Origin of the sequence: Marinobacter excellens LAMA 842 (assembly GCF_001574445.1) — a bacterium.
In the GTDB taxonomy this organism is placed as follows: Bacteria; Pseudomonadota; Gammaproteobacteria; order Pseudomonadales; family Oleiphilaceae; genus Marinobacter; species Marinobacter shengliensis.
The window spans coordinates 6,993-29,647 of the sequence record NZ_LOCO01000006.1; the positions used below are offsets into that span (position 1 = coordinate 6,993).

General features: G+C 59.0%; 19 protein-coding genes. 9 read left to right on the forward strand and 10 right to left on the reverse strand.

Going from position 1 to position 22,655, the window contains the following annotated elements; genetic code table 11:
• From J122_RS07135 to J122_RS07155, 5 genes are all read right to left on the reverse strand, one after another.
• Window positions 1-805: biotin carboxylase N-terminal domain-containing protein (locus J122_RS07135; RefSeq protein ID WP_156471735.1), on the reverse strand; the 805-nt coding region annotated here is incomplete at its 3' end.
• Between the two features lies 1 nt (window position 806).
• Window positions 807-1,613 carry an enoyl-CoA hydratase-related protein gene (locus J122_RS07140; RefSeq protein ID WP_061331764.1) on the reverse strand — a complete coding sequence of 269 codons (807 nt, stop codon included), beginning with the start codon at window positions 1,611-1,613 and terminating at the stop codon, window positions 807-809.
• Between the two features lie 14 nt (window positions 1,614-1,627).
• Complete coding sequence (locus J122_RS07145; protein ID WP_061331656.1) at window positions 1,628-3,235, reverse strand: carboxyl transferase domain-containing protein; 1,608 nt, start codon at window positions 3,233-3,235, stop codon at window positions 1,628-1,630.
• A 233-nt stretch (window positions 3,236-3,468) separates the two neighbouring features.
• On the reverse strand, window positions 3,469-4,635 hold the full coding sequence (locus J122_RS07150) for an isovaleryl-CoA dehydrogenase (RefSeq protein ID WP_061331657.1): 1,167 nt from the start codon (window positions 4,633-4,635) through the stop codon (window positions 3,469-3,471).
• Between the two features lie 49 nt (window positions 4,636-4,684).
• Window positions 4,685-5,125 carry a MerR family transcriptional regulator gene (locus tag J122_RS07155; protein ID WP_058093067.1) on the reverse strand — a complete coding sequence of 147 codons (441 nt, stop codon included), beginning with the start codon at window positions 5,123-5,125 and terminating at the stop codon, window positions 4,685-4,687.
• Between the two features lie 104 nt (window positions 5,126-5,229).
• On the opposite strand from J122_RS07155, the gene J122_RS07160 reads away from it, so the two are divergent.
• The 3 genes from J122_RS07160 (at window position 5,230) to J122_RS07170 (ending at window position 8,866) form a co-directional block, all read left to right on the forward strand.
• Window positions 5,230-5,991 carry a 3-hydroxyacyl-CoA dehydrogenase gene (locus J122_RS07160; RefSeq protein ID WP_061331658.1) on the forward strand — a complete coding sequence of 254 codons (762 nt, stop codon included), beginning with the start codon at window positions 5,230-5,232 and terminating at the stop codon, window positions 5,989-5,991.
• A gap of 80 nt (window positions 5,992-6,071) precedes the next feature.
• Complete coding sequence (locus tag J122_RS07165) at window positions 6,072-7,220, forward strand: acyl-CoA dehydrogenase family protein (RefSeq protein ID WP_061331659.1); 1,149 nt, start codon at window positions 6,072-6,074, stop codon at window positions 7,218-7,220.
• Window positions 7,221-7,687: 467 nt separating this feature from the next.
• On the forward strand, window positions 7,688-8,866 hold the full coding sequence (locus J122_RS07170) for an acetyl-CoA C-acyltransferase (RefSeq protein WP_061331660.1): 1,179 nt from the start codon (window positions 7,688-7,690) through the stop codon (window positions 8,864-8,866).
• An 88-nt stretch (window positions 8,867-8,954) separates the two neighbouring features.
• Here the strand turns inward: J122_RS07170 and J122_RS24760 are convergent, their stop codons facing one another.
• Both J122_RS24760 and J122_RS07175 read right to left on the reverse strand, forming a co-directional pair.
• Window positions 8,955-9,284: a hypothetical protein gene (locus J122_RS24760; protein ID WP_156471731.1), complete on the reverse strand. Its 330-nt coding sequence runs from the start codon at window positions 9,282-9,284 to the stop codon at window positions 8,955-8,957.
• A 126-nt stretch (window positions 9,285-9,410) separates the two neighbouring features.
• Window positions 9,411-11,309 (reverse strand): sigma 54-interacting transcriptional regulator, encoded by a 1,899-nt coding sequence (locus tag J122_RS07175; RefSeq protein WP_061331661.1) that lies wholly within the window; start codon window positions 11,307-11,309, stop codon window positions 9,411-9,413.
• A 303-nt stretch (window positions 11,310-11,612) separates the two neighbouring features.
• On the opposite strand from J122_RS07175, the gene J122_RS07180 reads away from it, so the two are divergent.
• The 4 genes from J122_RS07180 to cynS are packed head-to-tail and all read left to right on the forward strand — an operon-like array spanning window position 11,613 to window position 15,299.
• Complete coding sequence (locus J122_RS07180) at window positions 11,613-13,037, forward strand: ABC transporter substrate-binding protein (protein ID WP_058093072.1); 1,425 nt, start codon at window positions 11,613-11,615, stop codon at window positions 13,035-13,037.
• 2 nt (window positions 13,038-13,039) lie between these two features.
• A complete protein-coding gene (ntrB, locus tag J122_RS07185; protein WP_058093073.1) occupies window positions 13,040-13,867 on the forward strand; it encodes a nitrate ABC transporter permease in 828 nt (275 codons plus the stop codon).
• A 57-nt stretch (window positions 13,868-13,924) separates the two neighbouring features.
• The gene (locus tag J122_RS07190) at window positions 13,925-14,827 is read left to right on the forward strand and encodes an ABC transporter ATP-binding protein (RefSeq protein WP_061331662.1); all 903 of its coding nucleotides are present in this window, start codon (window positions 13,925-13,927) and stop codon (window positions 14,825-14,827) included.
• A 28-nt stretch (window positions 14,828-14,855) separates the two neighbouring features.
• On the forward strand, window positions 14,856-15,299 hold the full coding sequence (gene cynS, locus J122_RS07195; RefSeq protein ID WP_061331765.1) for a cyanase: 444 nt from the start codon (window positions 14,856-14,858) through the stop codon (window positions 15,297-15,299).
• Window positions 15,300-15,769: 470 nt separating this feature from the next.
• Here the strand turns inward: cynS and ilvD are convergent, their stop codons facing one another.
• The 3 genes from ilvD to ilvG all read right to left on the reverse strand — a co-directional run bounded on the left by ilvD (window position 15,770) and on the right by ilvG (window position 19,732).
• Entirely contained in the window at window positions 15,770-17,446 is a 1,677-nt protein-coding gene (gene ilvD, locus J122_RS07200) for a dihydroxy-acid dehydratase (protein WP_061331663.1), read from the reverse strand.
• A 310-nt stretch (window positions 17,447-17,756) separates the two neighbouring features.
• Window positions 17,757-18,038 (reverse strand): ACT domain-containing protein, encoded by a 282-nt coding sequence (locus J122_RS07205; RefSeq protein WP_061331664.1) that lies wholly within the window; start codon window positions 18,036-18,038, stop codon window positions 17,757-17,759.
• Entirely contained in the window at window positions 18,035-19,732 is a 1,698-nt protein-coding gene (gene ilvG, locus J122_RS07210) for an acetolactate synthase 2 catalytic subunit (protein WP_061331665.1), read from the reverse strand. The genes J122_RS07205 and ilvG overlap by 4 nt, the downstream gene beginning before the upstream one ends.
• A 342-nt stretch (window positions 19,733-20,074) precedes the next feature.
• Between ilvG and J122_RS07215 the strand changes: the two genes are divergently transcribed.
• Together J122_RS07215 and J122_RS07220 are read left to right on the forward strand one after the other, a co-directional pair.
• The gene (locus J122_RS07215; RefSeq protein ID WP_061331666.1) at window positions 20,075-21,157 is read left to right on the forward strand and encodes an efflux RND transporter periplasmic adaptor subunit; all 1,083 of its coding nucleotides are present in this window, start codon (window positions 20,075-20,077) and stop codon (window positions 21,155-21,157) included.
• A gap of 5 nt (window positions 21,158-21,162) precedes the next feature.
• A partial coding sequence (locus tag J122_RS07220; RefSeq protein WP_197463821.1) for an efflux RND transporter permease subunit occupies window positions 21,163-22,655 on the forward strand: 1,493 nt, incomplete at its 3' end.

Here is a 22,655-nt window from a genome sequence, read left to right on the forward strand (position 1 = left end):
CGTAGTTGATGGCCTGGGCGGCTTTAACGGCGGCTTCGCCCATGGCTTTGCGGGTTTCCTCGCTCAGGCCCGGCGCCGGGGCTTCTTCCAGTACTTTCTGGTGGCGGCGCTGCACGGAACAATCCCGTTCCGCCAGGTACACGCCCTTGCCGCTCTGGTCGCAGAACACCTGGATTTCCACGTGCCGTGGCTGGGTCAGGTAGCGTTCGATGAGCATGTCCGGGTTGCCGAAGGCGTTCTTCGCTTCCCGTTTGGCGGCGGCCAGGGCGTCGTCGAAGTCTTCCATGCGTTCCACCACCCGCATGCCTTTGCCACCGCCACCGGCGACGGCTTTCAGCAGCAGTGGGAAGCCGCATTTCTCGGCCTCTTGACGCAGGGTTTCCGGGGATTGGTCGTCGCCGTGGTAGCCGGGCACCAGCGGTACGCCGGCTTTTTCCATAATGGCCTTGGCGGCGGATTTAGAACCCATGGCGGCAATAGCCGATGAGGGCGGGCCAATGAAGACGATGTCGTTGGCTTCGCAGGCTTCGGCGAACTGGGTGTTCTCAGACAGGAAGCCGTAGCCGGGATGGATGGCCTGGGCGCCGCTTTCTTTGGCAATCTCGATGATCTTGTCGGCTTTCAGGTAGCTCTCGGAGCTGGGGGCCGGGCCAATGTGGAAGGCTTCGTCGGCCATGGCCACATGCCGGGCGTCTGCGTCTGCATCGGAATACACGGCAACGCAGCGGATGCCCATGCGATGGGCGGTATGGATGATCCGGCAGGCGATTTCGCCACGGTTTGCTATGAGAATTTTGCTGAACATGTTAGTTGCTCTCCGGAATCCAGTTGGCGCGGCGTTTGTTCAGGAAGGCGTTCAGGCCCTCTTGTCCCTCTTCGCCTACCCGAATGTCGGCGATGCGTTGTGCGGTGTCGTCGATCACGTCCTGGCCGATCACCTTGTGGCTGACGGCAAATACCAGATCTTTGGCCGCTTTCATGGCTTCTGGCCCGTTGAGGGCAAGCTGCAAAAGCAGTTCGTCGCAGCGGCGTTCCATGGCGCTTTCGTCTTCACACACTTCGTGCACCAGGCCGAAGTGTTCGGCTTGCCGGGCGGTGAAGACTTCGGCACTGATAAAGTAGCGCCGGGCCTGGCGCTCACCGATGGCGCGCACCACGTAGGGGCTGATCACGGCGGGAATCAGGCCCAGTTTGACTTCGCTCAGGCAGAAGCTGGCTTTCTCGGTGGCCAGTACGATGTCGCAGCAGGCGGCCAGGCCAACGGCGCCTCCGAAGGCGGCACCCTGAACCAGGCCGATCACCGGCTTGGACAAGTGGTTGAGCACGTTCATCAGCCGCGCCAGTTGCCGCGAGTCGTCCAGGTTTTCCTGTCGGCTGTTGTCGGCCATGCGGCGCATCCAGCCCAGATCCGCCCCGGCGGAGAAGTGTTTGCCTTCGGAGCGAAGGATGACAACGTGGGTGTTGTTGTCTGCGTCTACCTGTTCCAGCGCCTTGATCAGTTGCTGGATGATCACGTCGTCAAAGGCGTTGCGTTTGTCCGGGCGGTTGAGCACAACCTCGGTGACACCCTTGGCGCGGTGATTGAGGCGAACCGCTAGTTCCTGATCGGTCATGGCGATGTCCTCCATCACATCCGGAACACGCCGAAGCGTGTTGGCTTGGCGGGTCGGTTGAGGGTGGCAGACAGGCTCAGGGCAACCACTTCGCGGGTCTGGGCCGGGTCGATCACGCCGTCGTCCCACAGGCGCGCGCTGGCGTAATAGGGGTGGCCCTGGTGCTCATAAGTGTCGATGATCGGCTGCTTGAATTTGGCTTCTTCGTCGCTGCTCCAGTCCTGGCCTTTGCGCTCCATGCCTTCCCTTTTGACGGTGGCGAGTACGCCGGCGGCCTGTTCACCGCCCATTACAGAGATACGGGCGTTCGGCCACATCCATAAGAAATCCGGGCTGTAGGCGCGGCCGCACATGCCGTAGTTGCCCGCGCCGAAAGAGCCGCCGATCAGTACGGTGATTTTCGGTACGTTGGCACAGGCCACGGCCATGACCATTTTGGCGCCGTGTTTGGCGATGCCTTCGGCCTCATATTTCTGGCCCACCATAAAGCCGGTGATGTTCTGCAGGAACAGCAGCGGGATGTTGCGCTGGCAGCACAGCTCGATGAAGTGCGCGCCTTTCTGGGCGGATTCGCTGAACAGGATGCCGTTGTTGGCGATGATGCCCACCGGGTAACCGTGGATGTGGGCAAAGCCGGTGACCAGGGTCTGGCCGTAATAGCGTTTGAATTCGTCGAATTCGGAGCCGTCGACAATGCGGGCGATCACATCGCGCACGTCGAACTGTTTGCGCAAGTCGGTGCCGACGATTCCGTAGATTTCGTCGGCGCTGTACAGCGGCGCTCTCGGTTTGCGGATCTCCACGTCCACCGGTTTGCGGCGGTTTAGGTTGGAGATGCAGCGCCGGGCGATGTCGAGGGCGTGGGCGTCGTTTTCGGCGTAGTGGTCGGCCACGCCGGAGATTTTGCAGTGTACGTCTGCGCCACCCAGGTCTTCGGCGCTGACTACTTCACCGGTGGCGGCTTTCACCAGCGGCGGGCCGGCCAGGAAGATGGTGCCCTGGTCGCGCACGATGATGGATTCGTCCGCCATGGCGGGCACGTAGGCGCCGCCGGCGGTGCACAGGCCCATAACGACGGCGATCTGGGGGATGTCGTCGGCGCTCATGCGGGCCTGGTTGTAGAAGATGCGGCCAAAGTGGTCGCGGTCCGGGAAGACTTCGTCTTGCCTTGGCAGGTTGGCGCCGCCGGAGTCGACCAGGTAGATGCAGGGCAGGCGGTTTTCCAGGGCGATTTCCTGGGCGCGCAGGTGTTTTTTGACCGTGAGCGGGTAGTAGCTGCCGCCTTTGACTGTGGCGTCGTTGGCGATGATCATGCATTCGGTGCCGGAGACGCGGCCCACGCCGGCCACCACGCCAGCTGCCGGGACTTCTTCGTCGTAGACGTTGTAGGCGGCGAACTGGCCGATTTCGAGGAACGGGGAGCCGTCATCGAGGAGGCGGTTTATGCGTTCTCTGGGCAGCAGTTTGCCGCGGGCGATGTGGCGTTCCTGGTAGCTTGGGCCGCCGCCTTGCTGGATGGTGGCGACTTTTTCGCGCAGGTCGGCGACGGCTTTGGCCATGGCGTTCTGGTTGGCCAGGAATTCGTCGGACCTCGGGTTTATTTTGCTTTGGAGTATCGTCATTTTAATAGTCCGTGCATCGGCCCTTTTGAGGGGGCGCGGCGCTGGCAGGATGCCCTTCCGGGAAACGCTACGAGCACGTCCATGTGCGCTTCGCTCCGGCCATCCATGGCCTTCGAGATTCCCGGAAGGGCATCCTGCCAGCACCTAGTCTGACTTTAGGTGCTGGCCGTCTGGGGCAATTGTGCTTTCCGCAGGGCCTCGTTTGAGTTGGTCAGTGATTTCCGCGCAAAACGTTACTTGTTCAGGAACAATTCTCGCCCGATCAGCATCCGTCGGATCTCAGACGTGCCCGCGCCGATTTCATACAGTTTGGCGTCTCGCAGCAGGCGGCCGGTGGGGTATTCGTTGATATAGCCGTTGCCGCCGAGCAGCTGGATGGCGTCCAGGGCCAGTTTGGTGGCCATTTCGGCGGAGTAGAGGATGGCGCCGGCGGCGTCTTTGCGGGTGGTTTCGCCGCGGTCGGCGGACATGGCGACCATGTAGACGTAGGATTTGGCGGTGTTCATCCAGGTGTACATGTCGGCGACTTTGCCCTGTACCAGTTCGAATTCGCCGATGGCCTGGCCGAACTGTTTGCGTTCGCGGATGTAGGGGACGACCACGTCCATGGCGGCTTGCATGATGCCCAGGGGGCCGCCGGACAGGACGAGGCGTTCGTAGTCGAGGCCGCTCATGAGCACTTTCGCGCCGTTGCCTTCGCCGCCGAGGATGTTTTCGCGGGGGACTTTGCAGTCTTCAAACACCAGTTCGCAGGTGTTGGAGCCGCGCATGCCGAGTTTGTCGAGTTTCTGGTGGCGGCTGAAGCCGGGGGCGTCCCGTTCTACGATGAAGGCGGTGACGCCTTTGGAGCCGGCTTTCACGTCGGTTTTGGCGTAGATGACGTAGGTGTGGGCATCCGGGCCGTTGGTGATCCACATTTTGGTGCCGTTGAGGACGAAGTGGTCGCCTTCGTCGCGGGCACTGAGTTTCATGGAGATGACGTCGGAGCCGGCGTTGGGCTCAGACATGGCGAGGGCGCCGATGTGTTCGCCGCTGATGAGTTTGGGCAGGTATTTCTGCTTTTGCTCTTCGGTGCCGTTGCGGTGAATCTGGTTTACGCACAGGTTGGAGTGGGCGCCATAAGACAAGCCAACGGAGGCGGAGGCGCGGCTGATTTCTTCCATGGCGATGACGTGAGCCAGGTAGCCCATGTCTGAGCCGCCGTATTGTTCGCCCACGGTAATACCCAGCAGGCCCATGTCGCCCATTTTCCGCCACAGGTCCATGGGGAACTCGTTGTTGCGGTCGATTTCTTCGGCACGGGGTGCGATTTCAGCAGCGGCGAAGCCGTTGATCTGTTCGCGCAGCATGTCGAGGGTTTCGCCGAGACCGAAATTGAGTTCTGAGTATTGTGATTTCATCGTTGGCTACCTTGTTGTTCTTGAATTGGGTCTGTGTGCTTCGTCACGCTCAGGTGACGGTTTGTTTGGATGCTTTTTGCCCTGCGTCCTGCTGTTTCTTTTTCTTCTGCAGCTCTTCCAGTGCTTCGCGGCACCGGGTTTCCGCGGTTTCGATTTCCATTTCCGCCTGGGCGATGTCGTTTTTCTGTTGTTCCAGCTGGGCACGCCTGTCGGCGAGGATTTCCAGCATCTTCAAAAGCTGTTTTTCGTTACCGGTGAGGGTTTCGTCCCACAGGTCGAACAGTTCCCTGGTCTCTGCCAGGGAGAAGCCCATGCGCTTGCCCCGGAGAATAAGCTTCAACCGAACCCGGTCTTTGGTGCTGAAGATCCGGGTTTGGCCCCTTCGGGTGGGCTTGAGCAGGCCCTGATCCTCGTAGAATCGGATGCTTCGGGTTGTCACGTCGAACTCCTGGGAGAGCTCGCTGATGCTGAAGGTTCTTTTTTCGTTCATCACGATTTCCTTTTTAGACCAAGGTTAGATAAAGTTTACGTAAACGTAAAGTGGTTTTCGGGTCCGATTTTCAACAAATACAATCCTGAGAATAGGAGTGCATGATGGAATTCAAGAATGTGGCGGCCATTGTAACAGGCGGCGCGTCTGGGCTGGGCGAGGGCGCCGCGCGTGCGCTGTCGGCGGCCGGGTGCAAGGTGGCCATCCTGGATCTTCAGAAAGAGCAGGGCGAAAAGGTGGCCGCAGACATTGGCGGCATTTTTGTCGAGTGCGATGTGAGTTCTGCGGAAAGTGCCGAGGCCGCCGTAAACGCCGCACGGGAGGCCCATGGCCCCTGCGGCATTGCGGTGAACTGCGCAGGTATTGCGCCGGCGGCGAAGATCCTGGGCCGGGAAGGGGTGATGCCGCTGGACAGCTTCAGCAAGGTGATTCAGGTAAACCTGATTGGCACCTTCAACATCCTTCGCCTGGCCGCAGCCGACATGGCTCAGCGTGAGCCCAATGCCGATGGCGAGCGCGGTGTGATCATCAACACCGCTTCTGTGGCGGCTTACGAGGGCCAGATTGGCCAGGCCGCCTACAGTGCTTCCAAGGGCGGGGTTGTGGCACTGACTCTGCAATCCGCCCGCGAGCTGGCCCGTGAAGGTATCCGCGTGAACACCATCGCCCCCGGCCTGTTTATGACACCGATGATGGCCGGTATGCCGGAAGAAGTGCAGGACAGCCTGGCGGCGACACTGCCGTTTCCCAAGCGATTGGGTAAGCCGGAAGAGTTCGGCATGATGGTAGACCAGATGGTGCGCAACCCGATTCTGAACGGCGAAGTGATTCGTCTGGACTGCGCCCTGCGCATGGCGCCCAAGTGAATTGATGCAAACCACCCGCCACAAGCGGGTTCAGGCAACAGGATTCGCCACAAGCGAACGAATAACAACAGGTGAGTAATATGACCAACCACGTCGATCAAGAAGAATTGGCCATGTTTCGGGAGTCGGTGATCAAGGCCCTGGAAGCCGAGGTGAAACCGCACTACGAAGCCTGGGAGAAAAGCGGCATCGTGCCACGGGAGCTCTGGAATACCCTGGGCAACGCCAGTTTACTGTGTGTCGACGTGCCGGAAGACTGCGGCGGCATTGGTGCGCCTTTCCAGTTTTCTGTGGTGGTGGGTGAAGAAATGGCCCGCATGGGCTTCGGGGCGTTGTCCACCAATGTGATGGTGCATTCGGACATCGTGGCGCCTTACCTCAGCCACATCGGTAACGAGGCCCAGCGCCAGCAATGGTTGCCAAAAATGGTCTCCGGCGAAGCCGTCGGCGCCATCGCCATGACCGAACCCGGCGCCGGCAGCGACCTGCAGGCCATGCGCACCAGCGCGGTAAAGGATGGTGACGACTACATCCTCAACGGCTCCAAAACCTTCATCACCAACGGCCAGCACGCCGACATGGTGATCGTCGCCGCCAAAACCGACCCGAAAGCCGGCGCCCGGGGCATCAGTTTGTTCCTGGTGGACACCTCACTGCCGGGCTTCAGCAAAGGCCGCAACCTGGACAAAATCGGCCAGCACTCCGGCGATACCTCCGAGCTGTTTTTCTCCGACATGCGCATTCCCTCATCGGCTCTTTTGGGTGAGGAAGGGCAGGGCTTCATGTACCTGATGCGGGAACTACCCCGCGAACGCCTGGTGATCGGCGCCTTGGGCGTCGCCGCTGCCCGAGGCTCCCTGGACCTGACCATTGCCTACGCCCAGGAGCGGGTGCTGTTCGGCCAGAAGCTCAGCCAACTGCAGAACACCCGCTTCGAAATCGCCCGTATGGAGACGGACTACCGCATCAACAAGGCGTTTGTTGACCAGTGCATCCGCGAATACGAAGACGGCAAACTGGATGCGCCCACGGCGTCCATGGCCAAGTACAGTGCCACGGAGATGCAGTGCCGGGTGGCTGATGGTTGTTTGCAGTTATTTGGGGGCTACGGTTACACCACCGAATATCCGATTTCCCGGAACTTTATCGATGCTCGGGTGCAGAGGATTTACGGCGGTACTTCAGAGGTGATGAAGGAGATTATTGCCCGTTCGGTACTTGGGCGCTGAGGGGCTGGCTTGGGCCCCCAGCCTTCCGGTTTGCGGGCGGGCTTGCGGGGTGGCTGTTGGATTTTTTTTGGAAAAACAACTCGCTTCGCTCAGACATCTTTTTCCGGCAAAAAATCCAACAACCACCCCGCGCCGACGGGCATTGGCGGGTAGTCGCTTGATAAAAACCCTTGTAGGTTTTGCGCTTAGAAAGGGAAAGGATAGATTCAGTGCAACACTCACACTTACCCCAGGGTACTTTCTTTGTTTTTACCCTTGGCATTCCTGTACTGCACGTCGGTAGTGGGGTATGGGGTATTTTTCTGGCAGGGAAAAAGATGTCTGAGCGAAGCGAGTTGTTTTTCCCAGAAGAAAAATACCCCATACCCCGCGTACCCGCCCGCACACCCGAAAGGCTAGGAACCCAAACAAGACCGATGAGCAAAATAAGAACACCAACTAGATTCCGTTGCAGGAGAACATAAAACATGAACAACGATATCGTAATAGCCGGTTCCGCCAGAACCCCGATGGGGGGCATGATGGGCTCTTTGAGCTCTGTGCGTTCACCGGAACTGGGCGCCGTTTCCATCAAGGCGGCCATTGAACGTGCCGGGCTGCAGCCGGCAGATATACAGGAAATCATCATGGGCTGCGTGCTACCCGCCGGCCTCGGCCAGGCACCTGCGCGGCAGGCATCCCGCGCTGCCGGTATTCCGGATAGCAGTGGCTGCACCACCATCAACAAAATGTGCGGCTCCGGCATGCAAGCCGTCATCATGGCCCACGACCAGATCAAAGCCGGCACCAACAACATCATGATCGCCGGTGGTATGGAGAACATGAGCCAGGCACCGTATCTGTTACCGAAAGCCCGCGCCGGCATGCGCATGGGCCACGGCCAGGTGATGGACAGCATGTTCCTGGATGGCCTGGAAGACGCCTACGAAGGCGGGCTGATGGGCGTATTTGCCCAGCGCACCGCTGATAAATACAACATCACCCGCCAGGCCATGGACGAGTTCGCCATCGGTTCCCTGCAAAAGGCCCTGGCGGCCATCGAGAACGGCTGGTTCCGGGATGAAATCGTTCCGGTTACCGTCTCTGGCCGGGGTGGTGACACGGAAGTAGACACCGACGAACAACCGGGCAACGCCAAACCCGAAAAAATCCCCCAGTTGAAACCCGCCTTCGCCAAAGACGGCTCGGTAACCGCCGCCAACTCCAGCTCCATCAGCGATGGGGCCTCCGCGCTGGTGTTGGCATCTGCCGCCGAAGCCGATGCCCGTGGCCTGATTCCCCAAGCCAGAATCGTGGCCCACGCCACCCATGCCCGCTTGCCGGCAGAGTTCACGCTGGCCCCGATTGGCTCCATTGAGAAAGTGGTCAAAAAAGCCGGTTGGACGCTGGATGATGTCGACCTGTTCGAGATCAACGAAGCCTTCGCAGTGGTCACCCTGGCCGCCATCAATGAGCTGAAATTACCTGCGGAAAAGGTCAACGTGCACGGCGGCGCCTGCGCCCTGGGCCACCCCATCGGCTCCTCTGGCTCCCGTATCATCATTACCCTGATCAACGCCCTCAAACAACGTGGCCTGAAGCGTGGTGTGGCATCGCTGTGCATTGGTGGTGGTGAAGCAACTGCGGTGGCCATCGAGGTGGTCTGAGTTCCGTTCTGAGCCTTCTGGTTTTGGTGTGGGGTTTGGTTTGGGCTCCTGGCCTTCCCGGTTTGCGGGCTGGGTATGGCTTCGGCTCCTAGCCTGGTGGTTGGCGGGCGGGTACGCGGGGTATGGGGTATTTTTCTTCTGGGAAAAACAACTCGCTGCGCTCAGACATCTTTTTCCCTGACAGAAAAATACCCCACACCCCCCTACCGACGTGCAGCACAGGAATACCAAGGAAAAAACAACGAAAGCACCCTGAAATAAGCGCGACCATCGTACTGAATCGATCTTTTGCAATTTTAAGTGCCAAATATATTGGCTCTGTTATCAAGCGAATACCCGCCAATGCCCGTCGGCGCGGGGTGGTTGTTGGGTTTTTTGCCGGAAAAAGATGTCTGAGCGAAGCGAGTTGTTTTTCCAAAAAAAATCCAACAGCCACCCCGCAAGCCCGCCCGCACAGCTAGAAGGCTAGGAGCCCAAGCCAAACCCCGCCCCCCAACCAGAAGGCCAGGAGCCCAAGCCCGAACCCAGAAACCCAAGCCAACACTCAAGAAGCCCGAAACTGCCGGGCATCAAGCTTGAGCTTGCCCAGGCGGGAATTGAGGGTCGTTGGCTTGATGCCAAGTAGTGCCGCTGCCCCGTCATCTCCGAAGATGCGCCCGCCGGTCATTCTCAGCGCCTTGATCAGGTTCTGTTTCTCCAGCTCCTTCAAGTCTACCTCGGTCAACAACTCACTACCGTAATGGCGCGATGGCGTTGAGTTTGCTGCGGTATGCGCGGGAGTCTCGGCACCGGGAAGGTCCAGATCCAGGCGGCCATCGGCGGTAATCACCTGGCGTTCGATGACGTTTTCCAGTTCCCGAACGTTGCCCGGCCAGTGGTAGGCCTTGAGGGTCATCACGTCTCGCTCTGTCAGAACCAGCGGTGGTCGGTTGAACTTCTGGCAGGCCCGGTTCAGGAATTCCTGGGCCAGCATGGGAATATCTTCAAGCCGCCTGCGCAGGGGAATGGATTCGATAGGGAAGACATTGAGGCGAAAATACAGGTCTTCCCGGAAGGTCTTCTCCTGTACCTCTGTTTTTAGATCCCGGTTGGTGGCGGCAATCACTCTTACATCAACGGCCCGGGTCTTGTTCTCACCCACGCGTTCAAACTGTTGATCCTGAAGCACCCGCAAAAGCTTGCCCTGCAATTCCAAAGGGATTTCACCCACTTCATCCAGAAACAGGGTGCCGCCGTCGGCCAGTTCAAAGCGGCCGATTCTGTCGTTCACGGCGCCGGTGAAGGCGCCTTTGATGTGGCCGAAGAACTCGCTCTCAAACAGGTCTTTCGGAATGGCAGCGCAGTTTACCCGGATCAGCGGGCGGTCTCGTCGGGCGCTGGCCTGGTGGATGGCTCGGGCAATCAATTCCTTGCCAGTGCCGGATTCGCCGGTGATCAGAACGTTGGCATCTGTCGGGGCCACCATGCCGATGCGCCGCACGATGGCCTTGATGGCGTCGCTCTGGCCGAGGATTTCGTGGAAGTGGAACTCCGCGCTGAGTTCTTCCTGCAGGTAGGCGTTTTCCATTTCCAGCCGGCGTTTCAGGCTTTCGACTTCTTCCAGTGCTGATTGCAGTTCCTTCTGGGCTTGCAGTCTGGAGGAGATATCCCGGAAAACCACGACCGCACCCACCGGGTGGCCGTTGTCCATGATCGGGGTGCTGGTGTATTCCACCGGGAACCCGGTGCCGTCTTTGCGCCAGAACCAGTCGTCGCCAACGCGCTTAATACTGCCGTCCCGGAAAGCGCCGTAGATGGGGCATTCTTTCAGCGGGAACAGGCTGCCGTCTTCGTGGGAGTGGTGCACAACCCGGTGTATTACCCGCCCCATAAGTTCATCCATTCGCCAGCCCAGCATTCGCTCGGCGGCGGGGTTGGCGAAGGTGGTGCGGCCTTCGGCGTCTACCCCGTAAATGCCTTCGCCCACGGCGTGGAGAATCAGCTGGTTCTCCCGCTCCATATCCTTGAACAGTTCTTCCACTCGCCGCCACTCCAGCAAACCGCCCCGGTGGTAGTGATTGGCTTCGTGGCGTTCGCGCAGGGTTCTCAGTTGTCGCCGGTCGCGCAGTAGCAATAACAGGGTTTGCGCTTCGGCTTCTCCCACGCAGGAAGAAGAAATTTCCAGTTCAACCGTGTGGCCGTCCCGGTGTTTCAGGTGGAAGTCACGGCTCCAGCTGTGGCTTCGGAACAGGGTTTCTTCAGTGAAGTTGATCAACTGGGGCCGCTGGTCAGCAAACAGCTGGGTACATGCCATGCTGGCAATGGATTGTCGGTCTGTGCCCGCCATTCGCGCCATGGCGCTGTTGGCAGCGAGGATCAGGTCCTGGCCCGCATCCACCAGAAGGGCAGCCTCTGGCAGGTGGTTGATCCATTGGTGTGTTTCGATGCGTTCGGGCTGGTTCATGCCGGGCTTCCGCTTGAGTGACGGTAAAACCCAAACAAAGCCTGTGCCAACTACGAAAAATCGAATCGCTCGCTACGAGAAATCGTGGTCTACGAAATATCGTAGTTGGACGGGTTAGCATTCGTTTGTATTAAACCCCATAAAAACAATGAGGTAGAGGTTTTCATAAAGTTGGCACGAACCCCGCAATAGTCATCTCAGAACGTGCTGTTTGCCAAGGCCAAATTCTGGCCGGGCAGAACCAGAGTCTTAGTTGCACCGCAAGAGTGCAAAAAAACTATCTGAGAGTAGGGAGAGTGCACCATGACAACCAAAAGCCTTGGAAACCCGTTTGACGGCGACCAGTCACTTATCCACGCGAAAACCTGTGGTTGCCCGGAATGTAAGCCTGGTGACAGCCTGCCGTCTGTATCGCTGAACCTTCGCCAGACAGGGGGCGAGCAAGCCACAGGCTCTGCGGCCGGGATGGATTCCGAAGCCATGATGGACCGTGCCATCGAAAGCGCTGTGGTGCGCTCCGTGTTCGGTCATAACGATCACAGCCGCCGCAGCTTTATGAAGATGATGGGGGCAGGGACCGCAGCCGCTTTGCTGGGCTCCGTGTTCCCCATGGACAAAGCCAAGGCGGCGGTGAAGGAGTCGCTCGGCAAGCTGGAGAAAACCAAGCTGAACGTTGGCTTTGTGCCGATCACCTGTGCCACGCCCATCATTATGGCCGCTCCGATGGGGTTTTATGAGCGCTATGGCCTGGATGTTACCGTCACCAAAACGGCCGGTTGGGCCGTGGCTCGGGACAAGTCTCTGGCGGGTGAATACGACGCCTCACACATGCTCACTCCCATGCCCCTGGCCATGACCATGGGCGCCGGTTCCACGCCGGAGCCGTTCATCATGCCGGCGGTGGAGAATATCAATGGCCAGGCCATCGTGCTGCACGTGGATCACATGGACAAGCGTGACCCAAAGCAATGGAAGGGCTTCAAGTTTGGTGTGCCGTTTGAATACTCCATGCACAACTTCCTGTTGCGCTATTACCTGGCTGAAAACGGCATTGATCCGGATAAAGACGTTCAGATCCGGGTGGTTCCGCCACCTGAGATGGTCGCCAACCTGCGCGCCGGCAACCTGGATGGCTACTTGTCACCAGACCCGTTCAACCAGCGTGCCGTCTGGGAAAAAGTCGGCTTCATTCACATGCTCACCAAGGATATCTGGGAAGGGCACCCATGCTGCGCCTTCGCCTGCAGCCAGAAGTTTGCCAGCCAGAATCCGAATACCTATGGCGCTCTGCTGCGCGCCATCATCGACGCCACCCAGTACTCCAATGAGCCTGAAAATCGCAAAGAGATCGCCGAGGCCATTGCCCCGCGGAACTACCTGAACCAGCCGGTACCGGTGATCCAGCAAGTGCTCACAGGCCGCTACGCCGATGGCCTGGGCGAGGTGCAGAACGTGCCCGACCGCATCGATTTCGACCCGTTCCCGTGGCATTCCATGGGCGTGTGGATTCTGACCCAGATGAAACGCTGGGGCTACATTGAGGGCGATGTGGATTACAAGGGCATTGCTGAGCAGGTCTACCTGGCGGGTGAAACCGGCAAGCTAATGCGCGAGATGGGGTACAGCGCACCCACCGAAACCTACAAAACCCACACCATCATGGGCAAAACCTTTGATCCGGAAACTCCGGAAGAGTATGCCCGTAGCTTCGCCATCGGGAGGATTTGATCATGGCCTCGTTGAATGTGAGGGCAGCACTGCTGTCGGTGTCTTTCCTGATCCTGGCACTTGGCATGTGGGAAATGGCCACCCAGCCGCCCGCGGCGACGGAGGCTACGTCAGAGTATGAATTGCTGATGGGCGTCTCGGGGTCAGAATCTCGTGTGCCGCCGCCATCAGCAGTCATCAAAGTGGCCTGGGCGGAGCTGTCTAACCCGTTTTACGACGCAGGCGCCAACGACAAAGGCATCGGCATTCAGCTGGCCTACTCGGTTTACCGGGTGCTGACGGGGTATCTGGCGGCCATGGCGATTGCCCTGCCATTGGGCTTTCTGATTGGCATGTCGCCGCTGATGTACAAGGCGCTCAACCCGTACATCCAGGTGCTGCGACCGATCTCGCCCCTGGCCTGGATGCCGCTGGCCCTGTTCATCATCCAGGATTCGGATGCGTCGGCCATCTTCGTGATCTTCATCTGCTCCATCTGGCCCATGCTGCTGAACACCGCCTTCGGCGTGGCCAACGTGCGGTCGGACTGGGTCAACGTGGCCCGCACCCACGAGCTCAATCCGTTCAAGACCGCGATTACGGTGATTCTGCCTGCAGCAGCGCCAACCATCCTGACCGGCATGCGCATCTCCATCGGTATCGCCTGGCTGGTGATTGTGGCGGCGGAAATGCTCGTGGGCGGAACCGGCATTGGCTACTACGTGTGGAATGAGTGGAACAACCTGGACCTCGCCAGTGTGATCTTCTCCATCCTGATGATCGGGGTGGTGGGCATGCTGCTGGACCTGGCCCTGGGCAAGGCTCAGAAGCTGGTTGAATACAAAGAATGATCGGGCAGGGCGCCGGTTGTCTGGCGCCCGCCAGAACCCTCCGACTGGAGAATTGATATGAGTAAGTCATTCCTGGAAGTAGATGGATTGTCGAAGGTATACCCGGACGGCCAGGGCGGTGAGTTGACAGTCTTCGAAGACATCCGCTTCGCCCTGCAGAAAGGCGAGTTTGTGTGCATCATCGGCCATTCCGGCTGTGGCAAATCCACCATCCTGAACGTGTTGGCCGGCCTGGACGAGGCCAGTACCGGCAACGTGGTGATGAACGGAAAAGAAGTGAAAGGCCCGGGCCTGGAGCGCGGCGTGGTGTTTCAGAACTACAGCCTGTTGCCCTGGAAAACCGCCCTGAACAACATCATCTTTGGGGTAAAGGCTCGCTGGCCCAGCTGGTCCAAAGAGAAGGTGCGAGAGCACAGCGAGCGATACCTGAAAATGGTCGGTCTGGACCACGCCATGGACCGCAAGCCTTCCCAGCTGTCTGGCGGTATGCGCCAGCGGGTGAGCATCGCCCGCGCCTTCGCCACCCAGCCAGAGCTGCTGTTGCTGGATGAACCCTTTGGGGCTCTGGATGCCCTCACCCGCGGGGTGATTCAGGACGAGCTGGTAAAAATCTGGGAAGAAACCCGCCAGACCGTGTTCATGATCACCCACGATGTGGACGAGGCCATTCTGCTGTCTGACCGCATCTTCCTGATGTCCAACGGCCCCAACGCCCGCATCGCCGAAAGCGTGAAGGTGAACCTGCCACACCCGCGCTCCCGGGCCACGATCTTCCAGAACCCTGCCCACCAGAAGATTCGCCATTACCTGGTGGATTTCCTGGTGAATCGCAGCGGCTCAGCGCTGCCGGAGAAAGATGGCAGCCCGAGAGTAGTAGACCCCAGCACCGATGAGCTGACGCCCGACCCGGCGCCCGCTGAAACCAAGACCGAAACCACCGCGCGAGCGGTGAATGCCTGATGTTGATTATCCCAAAGAGGAAATAACCATGATGAACAAAGAACTGATGACCGCAAAAATTCTGGAAGCCAAAGTTAGCAAGGGCATGACCTGGGAAGCGATTGCTGAAGCGATTGGCATGTCCCCGGTGTTCACCACCTCAGCCTGCCTGGGCATGAACAGCTTCACCGAAGACAAGGCGTTCGCCCTGTGCGAAACCCTGGGCCTGGACAAGCCGGTGGCTGAGGCATTGCAGGTTTGCCCGAAGAAAGCCTGGGAAGGCGGTGTACCCCAGGACCCGCTGATCTACCGCTTGTACGAGATTGTGGGGGTGTATGGCGACACCATGAAGGAGCTGATCCATGAGAAGTTTGGTGATGGCATTATGAGTGCGATTGATTTCACCATGGATATCGAGAAGGAGGAGAACCCCAAGGGTGACCGGGTGGTGGTTACGCTTAACGGGAAGTTCCTGCCTTACAAAGCTTGGTAGTTTTGAGTTTGCCCGCTCCTAGCCTTCTGGTTATGGGGCGGGTACGGGGGGTATGGGGTATTTTTCTTCTGGGAAAAACAACTCGCTTCGCTCAGACATCTTTTTCCCTGCCAGAAAAATACCCCATACCCCCCTACCGACGTGCAGTACAGGAATGCCAAGGGTAAAAACAAAGAAAGTACCCTGGGGTAAGTGTGAGTGTTGCACTGAATCTATCCTTTCCCTTTCTAAGCGCAAAACCTACAAGGGTTTTTATCAAGCGAATACCCGCCAATGCGCCGTCGGCGCGGGGTGGTTGTTGGATTTTTTGCCGGAAAAAGATGTCTGAGCGAAGCGAGTTGTTTTTCCAAAAAAAATTCAACAGCCACCCCGCAAGCCCGCCCGCAAACCGGAAGGCTGGGAGCCCAAGCCAAACGGTACCCGCCCCTCAACCAGCAGGCTAGGAGCCCAAGCCCGACCCCCAGTCCGGACTAGGGCAGGTCAGTAACGGCCCCCGTAGATGCAGAACTGACCACCCGGGCATACTTGGCGAGAACACCCCGAGTGAATCTTGGCTCGGGCGGCGTCCAGGCCTGGCGGCGTTTCTCCATTTCCTCTTCAGAGATCTCCAGGATGATAGAGTTGTTGACTGCATCAATGGTGATGGTGTCGCCATCTTCTACCAGGGCAATCGGCCCACCAACGGCCGCCTCCGGGGTGATGTGACCAACCACGAAGCCGTGGCTGCCGCCGGAGAAACGGCCGTCAGTGATCAGGGCGACATCGCTGCCCAGGCCCTTGCCCATGATGGCGGAAGTTGGGCTGAGCATTTCCCGCATGCCGGGGCCGCCTTTGGGGCCTTCGTAGCGGATCACTAGCACATCGCCGGCCACCACGGTACCGTCGAGGATGCGTTCCTGCGCTTCTTCTTCTGAATGGAATACCCGTGCCCTGCCGGAGAAGTGGGTGCCTTCCTTGCCGGTGATTTTCGCCACGGAGCCTTCCGGCGCCAGGTTGCCAAACAGAATGCGCAAGTGGCTGTCTGCTTTGATGGGGTTTTCAAAGGCCCGTATGATCTGCTGGTCCTCCGGGTAGGGGGTTACCGTCGCGAGGTTTTCAGCCAGGGTTTTTCCGGTCACCGTCATGCAGTCGCCGTGCAGCAGGCCCCTCTCCAGCAGCATCTTCATCAACGGCTGGATACCGCCGATGGCTACCAGTTCCGACATCATGTAATGGCCGGACGGCCGCAAATCGGCCAGTACCGGCATCTGTTTACCAATGCGCACGAAGTCATCCAGCGACAACTCCACACCAACCGTACTGGCCATGCCCAGCAGGTGCAGCACCGCGTTGGTGGAACCGCCGAGGGCAATGACAACGGTAATCGCGTTCTCGAAAGCCTCACGAGTCATGATGTCGGACGGCTTGATGTCTGCTTCCAGCAGCTTCAGCACCGCTGCACCAGCGGCTTCGCAGTCAGCCAGTTTGGTGTCAGACACCGCATTCTGCGCCGAACTGCCCGGCAGGCTCATGCCCATGGCCTCAATGGCCGAGGCCATGGTATTGGCCGTGTACATACCCCCACAGGAACCCGGCCCCGGAATGGCGGTTTCCTCGATCTGCTTCACCTCAATCAGGTCCATATTGCCGCGGGCATGGGCACCCACCGCTTCGAAAACCGAAATGATATCGGTGTGATTCTCACCGGGCATAATGGTACCGCCGTAAACAAACACCGACGGCCGGTTAAGCCGCGCCAACCCCATCATGCAACCCGGCATGTTCTTATCACACCCACCAATCGCCACCAGCCCGTCAAAACCCTCACAACCGGCCACGGTTTCAATGGAATCCGCAATCACCTCCCGCGACACCAGCGAATACTTCATCCCCTCCGTGCCGTTGGCAATGCCGTCTGAAATCGTGATGGTGTTAAAAATCAGACTCTTGCCGCCCGCTGCATCTGCCCCCTTGGCCGCTTCCCGGGCCAGACCGTCAATGTGCATATTGCAGGGCGTCAGATTACTCCAGGTAGAGGCAATACCCACCTGCGGCTTCCGAAAGTCCTCATCCTGAAACCCCACCGCACGCAACATCGCGCGACTGGCAGACTTGTTAATACCATCCACCACCGGTGCGGAATAACGACGTCGTTTATCCGTGGTCATAAAAGTGCCTCCCATCAAAAGAAAAGTCATCCAACCAGCAAAACCCACAAATCTCCAAAGCGCAACCGCTGTCAAAAAAGCGCCGCAGGCAAAAAGCAGCCTATACCAGAGCAGCTCGTAGGTAGGGGGACAACACATTCCCAGGAAGTTTCCCCGTGAACCCGCCAATGCCCGTCGGCGCGGGGTGGCTGTTGGATTTTTTGCCGGAAAAAGATGTCTGAGCGAAGCGAGTTGTTTTTCCAAAAAAAATCCAACAGCCACCCCGCAAGCCCGCCCCCACAACCGGAAGTCTGGGAGCCCAAGCAGACCCTTAGGCAGAAACAGAGCGAGCCGAAGCCGCCTGTTCCTGAAGGGCCACGTCTACAACGGTATGCAGCTTCTCCAATTGCGAACGTAACATACCGATAGGCCGACTGCCCGAGAGAGTCAGGGCGATGTCCAGATGGTTGTCGGCCGCCTCCATGGTCATACGCGAAATCTGGAACCCCCGAACCCGAACCACCTGGCATAGCCGCTCCAGCGCCGCCGCCTCCTGGTTCATCCGACAGTTCAACGTATAACTCGGTAACTCTGTTTGTGCTTGCGCGCTCATGCTACGTGCTCCTTGCTGGTGGTAGTGCGACGTTTTTCGTCAATCATGTCTCGGTTACTGGCGCCGGGTTTCACAATCGGCCAGACGTTCTCCTCCCGGCTGATGGCCACGTGCAGCAACATCGGGCCGTCGTAAGCCAGGATCGTCTCAATGCCCCGGCGAATCTGATCGGTGCGCTCAATGTGCAGCGCCGGGATATCAAACGCCCGCGCCATGGCCACAAAGTCCGGGTTGTCGTCCAGATTGATGTGGCTTTCCCGGTTGTTGTAGAACAGCTCCTGCTGCTGGCGCACCATGCCCAGGCATTGGTTATCCAGAATGATCAGCTTCAGCGGCAGGTTATAGCGGCGAATGGTGGCCAGCTCCTGGGCGTTCATCATGAACGAGCCATCACCGGTAACATTGATGACCGTGCCGCGACGATTGGCAAACTGGGCGCCAATGGCCGCCGGCAGACCGAAGCCCATGGTGCCCAGGCCGCCACTGGTCAAGTGGTGCCGTGGATGGTCGAATTCGTAATGCTGGGCAACCCACATCTGGTGCTGGCCAACGTCACAGGCGATGACCGTATCATCCGGCGTAATCCGTGAAAGCTGGCGGATAAACGCGGGGCCGGTGATCGGCGCCAGGGCTTCCTCGTTGTCCGCCGCCTGGAAGCCACTGGTGGTGTGCCAGGTTCTGCATTGCTTTTGCCAGTGGGCAATGGCCAGTGGCTTTTCCTTCAAAGCCTCGGTGAACGCAGGTAATATCCGGTTCAGGTCACCCCGCAGGGCCAGGTCTGCCGGGCGCAGCTTGTTGATCTCGGCGGCGTCGGCGTCGATGTGAATCATCCGGGCGTTGGGCGCGAAGCCGTCCAGTTTGCCGGTGGCACGGTCGTCCAGGCGGGCGCCGATAACCAGCAGCAGGTCGCATTCATCAACCGCCTTATTGGCCGCCCGGGAGCCGTGCATGCCCAACATGCCGAGGCTGTGAGGATTGTTCTTGCCCGGGTTGCCAATCCCCTTGAGGGTCACAACACCCGGCAAGGCAGAAGTGTTGGCAAATTCACGGAAGCTGTCTTCAGCACGGCCCAGAGATACGCCGCCGCCACTGTAGAGCAGGGGGCGTTTGGCTGAGTAAAGCATGGCCAGGGCGTCGGAAATCTCCGGGCAAAGCGGATCTGGCTGAGCGCAGGTTGCAGCAGCCGGCGCCTCGATCTCCGTTAACTGAATGTCTTTGGGAATATCAATCCATACCGGTCCTGGCCGGCCGCTCTGGGCCAGGTTAATGGCTTCTTCCATGATGGCGGGCAGGACCTCGGCGTCGTCTACCAGGTAACTGTGTTTCACGATGCCCAGGGTCATACCCAGAATGTCGGTTTCCTGGAAGGCATCGGTGCCAATCAATCCGGATGGAACCTGCCCGGTGATTACCAGCATGGGGATGGAATCCATATAGGCATTGGCAACGCCAGTGATCAGGTTGGTGGCGCCGGGGCCAGAGGTGGCGATGCAAACGCCGATCCCGCCACTGGCCCGAGCATATCCATCGGCAGCCAGGGCGCACGCCTGTTCGTGGCGGCACAGCACGTGCTCCACACCCACATCGTCCACCAGGGCATCGTATAGCGGCATGATGCAGCCACCCGGATAGCCGAATACGGTATGGATGTTATGGCGGTGGAACGCTTCAAGAATGTGCTGTGCGCCGTTCATGCTCGTTTTTCCCTTTTTCTTTGCCGCAAAAAAGAAACCCCCGGGACCTTTCGGTGCCGGGGGTTTCTGGTGTCTTTGTCAGGTTGTCGCTATCTCACCCGCTTGTCCACGCAAAAGCCCCCGGACGGTACCACGACCACCAGGACTAGCTTCACGATGACAACCATTGCGTTGAGATTCATAAAATCGACAGTCTGCTCTGAATTGATTCAAACAATGTGTGTAGAATCTAACCCACGTTTAAATCCGGTTGCAACCGTTTATTGCCGGAAATGTGGCCTCGCCCGCCTATCGCGGGTTGTCAGGGCCATCAATTAAGAACGATTCCGTGGCGAGTGTTACATGACGAAAGCAAAATTGGGCTCTCTCGGGCTGTCACTTCTGATTCTCGTGCTGCTGGTTGTCTGGATGGCGACTGGCGATGTAAAGGTGGCCAGTAAAGAGGCACCGGATGAGCCGCAGGTTCAGGAGGCAGAGAGGATTCGGGTTGAAATTGAGACCCTTGAGGCAACCCGTTACCAACCAACCCTGAAACTACAGGGCCAGCTTGAGCCCTGGCGTTCGGTGATGGTGGGTGCGCGGGTAGCCGGCACGGTTGAGCGAATGCAGGTAGAGCTGGGGCAAAGCGTTCGTGCCGGGCAGGAGTTGTTGCAGCTGTCTGTTGATGGCCGGGACGCCGTTGTAGAGCGCTGGCGCGCCAACATTCGAAAGCTGGAGGCTGACCTTGCCGCCGGGCGCCGGTTGAGAGCCAACAACCTGGCGGCGGAGACCGACATTCTCAGGCTGCAGAGTGACCTGGCGGCGGCCCGGGCGGAGCTGGCGGCTGCGGAACTTGCGGTCAGGCACCTTCGGCCCGAGGCCCCGTTTGACGGCGTGGTTAACCGTAAAGATGTTGAGCAGGGCGATCTGGTGCAGGTGGGTACGCCGATGCTGGAGCTGGTGCAGATTGACCGGCTGAAAGCCACCGGCAGAATTCCACAGCAAACCGTGAAGGATGTTCAGCCGGGGCAGGCCGTGGAGGTTAATCTTCTGGATGGCACACGGCTGGCCGGCGTCGTCAGTTTTGTAGCCAGCGCGGCAAGCCCTGAAACCCGCAGTTTTGCAGTTGAAATTGTAGTGGAGAATCCCGAACAGAAACGCGCGGCCGGGGGCACGGCCAACCTGAATATCCGGTTGCCCGAGCAGGATGCGATTTTTATCTCACCGGCGTATCTGAGCCTGGACGATGACGGCCGGCCCGGCGTGAAATATGTGGATGACAGCAACGCTGTGGTCTTCCAGAACGTTCGGCTGTTGAGCGTATCCACCAACGGTGCCTGGGTCTCTGGCCTGCCGGAGCAGATTCGCCTGATTACCCGTGGTGGCGGTTTTGTGGCCGAGGGTGAACAGGTCGAGCCCGTTGATCGCTCGGATCGGCGGGGTTAGCGGCCATGCGAGCGCTGATTTCGGCGGCCATGGACCGCAGCCGCACCACCTTGTTGCTGTTCCTGTTTCTGTTACTGGGCGGCATGGCGGCCTATCAGGCGATTCCCAAGGAATCCAACCCTGACGTCACCATACCCATGATCTATGTATCCATGACCCTGGAGGGCATCAGCCCCGAAGACGCCGAACGACTATTGGTGCGCCCCATGGAACAGGAACTGCGATCCCTGGAGGGCATCAAGGAGATGCGGGGCAACGCCTCGGAAGGTCACGCCTCGGTGATGCTGGAGTTTGATGCAGGCTTCAATCCCGACAAAGCGCTGCAAGACGTTCGGGAAAAAGTAGACACCGCACGCGGCAAGCTGCCGCAGGAAGCCGACGAGCCTCGTGTGAACGAGATCAACGTCTCCCTGTTCCCGGTATTGTCGATTGGTTTGTCGGGGCCTTTGTCCGAGCGCGAGCTGATAACCATTGCCCGCCGCTTGCAGGATGCTATCGAAGCCATTCCCGAAGTATTGGAAGTCGACATTGGCGGTGACCGCGAGGATCTTCTGGAAATTGTGGTGGATGCCCAGGTGCTGGAAAGCTACGGCATCGATTTTGACCAACTGGCCTCTCTGGTCAGGCGCAATAATCAGCTGGTTGCCGCTGGCTCCCTGGACACCGGCAATGGCCGTATTGCCCTGAAAGTGCCGGGGGTGATCGAGACCATCGAGGATGTGATGTCGATGCCGGTGAAGGTAGACGGCGATTCGGTGGTCACCTTTGGCGATGTGGCCATGCTGCAGCGTACCTTTAAAGACCCTACCGGTTTTGCCCGCATCAATGGCGAGCCGGCACTGGTGTTGGAAGTGTCCAAACGCTCAGGCGCCAACATCATTGAAACCATCGAGAAAATCCGCGCGCTGATCGACGACGCCAGACCACGGCTGCCAGACACTCTGGACATTCGCTACATCATGGATCAGTCCGATGAAGTTCGGGATATTCTGTCTGACCTCCTGAATAACGTGATGACCGCCATCGTGCTGGTGATCATTGTGGTCATTGCCACCATGGGGCCCCGCTCCGCGTTCCTGGTGGGCCTGACCATTCCGGGCGCCTTCCTGACCGGTATTCTGGTGATCTGGAGCATGGGGCTTACCCTCAATATCGTGGTGCTGTTCAGCCTGATTCTGGTAGCGGGCATGCTGGTGGATGGCGCCATTGTGGTGTCTGAGCTGGCGGACCGGAACCTCAGCGATGGTCAGCCGGTGAAAACCGCCTGGGTAGAAGCCGCCTCGCGAATGGCCTGGCCGGTTATAGCTTCAACCGCCACAACGCTCGCCGTGTTTGTGCCCCTGTTGTTCTGGCCCGGGGTTGTGGGCGAGTTCATGAAGTTCCTGCCGATGACGGTGCTGATCTGCCTGATTGCCTCGTTGGCCATGGCTCTGGTGTTCCTGCCAGTGATGGGTGGTGTCAGTGGCGGCCGGCGTGTGCACCAGGACGCCACGGAAGG

What these genes read in the sequence shown, in the direction of transcription:
- J122_RS07140 (WP_061331764.1), bottom strand. Translation starts at nt 1,613, where the DNA reads ATGACCGATCAGGAACTAGCGGTTCGCCTCAATCACCGCGCCAAGGGT.
- J122_RS07145 (WP_061331656.1), bottom strand. Translation starts at nt 3,235, where the DNA reads ATGACGATACTCCAAAGCAAAATAAACCCGAGGTCCGACGAATTCCTG.
- J122_RS07150 (WP_061331657.1), bottom strand. Translation starts at nt 4,635, where the DNA reads ATGAAATCACAATACTCAGAACTCAATTTCGGTCTCGGCGAAACCCTC.
- J122_RS07155 (WP_058093067.1), bottom strand. Translation starts at nt 5,125, where the DNA reads ATGAACGAAAAAAGAACCTTCAGCATCAGCGAGCTCTCCCAGGAGTTC.
- J122_RS07160 (WP_061331658.1), top strand. Translation starts at nt 5,230, where the DNA reads ATGGAATTCAAGAATGTGGCGGCCATTGTAACAGGCGGCGCGTCTGGG.
- J122_RS07165 (WP_061331659.1), top strand. Translation starts at nt 6,072, where the DNA reads ATGACCAACCACGTCGATCAAGAAGAATTGGCCATGTTTCGGGAGTCG.
- J122_RS07170 (WP_061331660.1), top strand. Translation starts at nt 7,688, where the DNA reads ATGAACAACGATATCGTAATAGCCGGTTCCGCCAGAACCCCGATGGGG.
- J122_RS07175 (WP_061331661.1), bottom strand. Translation starts at nt 11,309, where the DNA reads ATGAACCAGCCCGAACGCATCGAAACACACCAATGGATCAACCACCTG.
- J122_RS07180 (WP_058093072.1), top strand. Translation starts at nt 11,613, where the DNA reads ATGACAACCAAAAGCCTTGGAAACCCGTTTGACGGCGACCAGTCACTT.
- ntrB (WP_058093073.1), top strand. Translation starts at nt 13,040, where the DNA reads ATGGCCTCGTTGAATGTGAGGGCAGCACTGCTGTCGGTGTCTTTCCTG.
- J122_RS07190 (WP_061331662.1), top strand. Translation starts at nt 13,925, where the DNA reads ATGAGTAAGTCATTCCTGGAAGTAGATGGATTGTCGAAGGTATACCCG.
- cynS (WP_061331765.1), top strand. Translation starts at nt 14,856, where the DNA reads ATGATGAACAAAGAACTGATGACCGCAAAAATTCTGGAAGCCAAAGTT.
- ilvD (WP_061331663.1), bottom strand. Translation starts at nt 17,446, where the DNA reads ATGACCACGGATAAACGACGTCGTTATTCCGCACCGGTGGTGGATGGT.
- J122_RS07205 (WP_061331664.1), bottom strand. Translation starts at nt 18,038, where the DNA reads ATGAGCGCGCAAGCACAAACAGAGTTACCGAGTTATACGTTGAACTGT.
- ilvG (WP_061331665.1), bottom strand. Translation starts at nt 19,732, where the DNA reads ATGAACGGCGCACAGCACATTCTTGAAGCGTTCCACCGCCATAACATC.
- J122_RS07215 (WP_061331666.1), top strand. Translation starts at nt 20,075, where the DNA reads ATGACGAAAGCAAAATTGGGCTCTCTCGGGCTGTCACTTCTGATTCTC.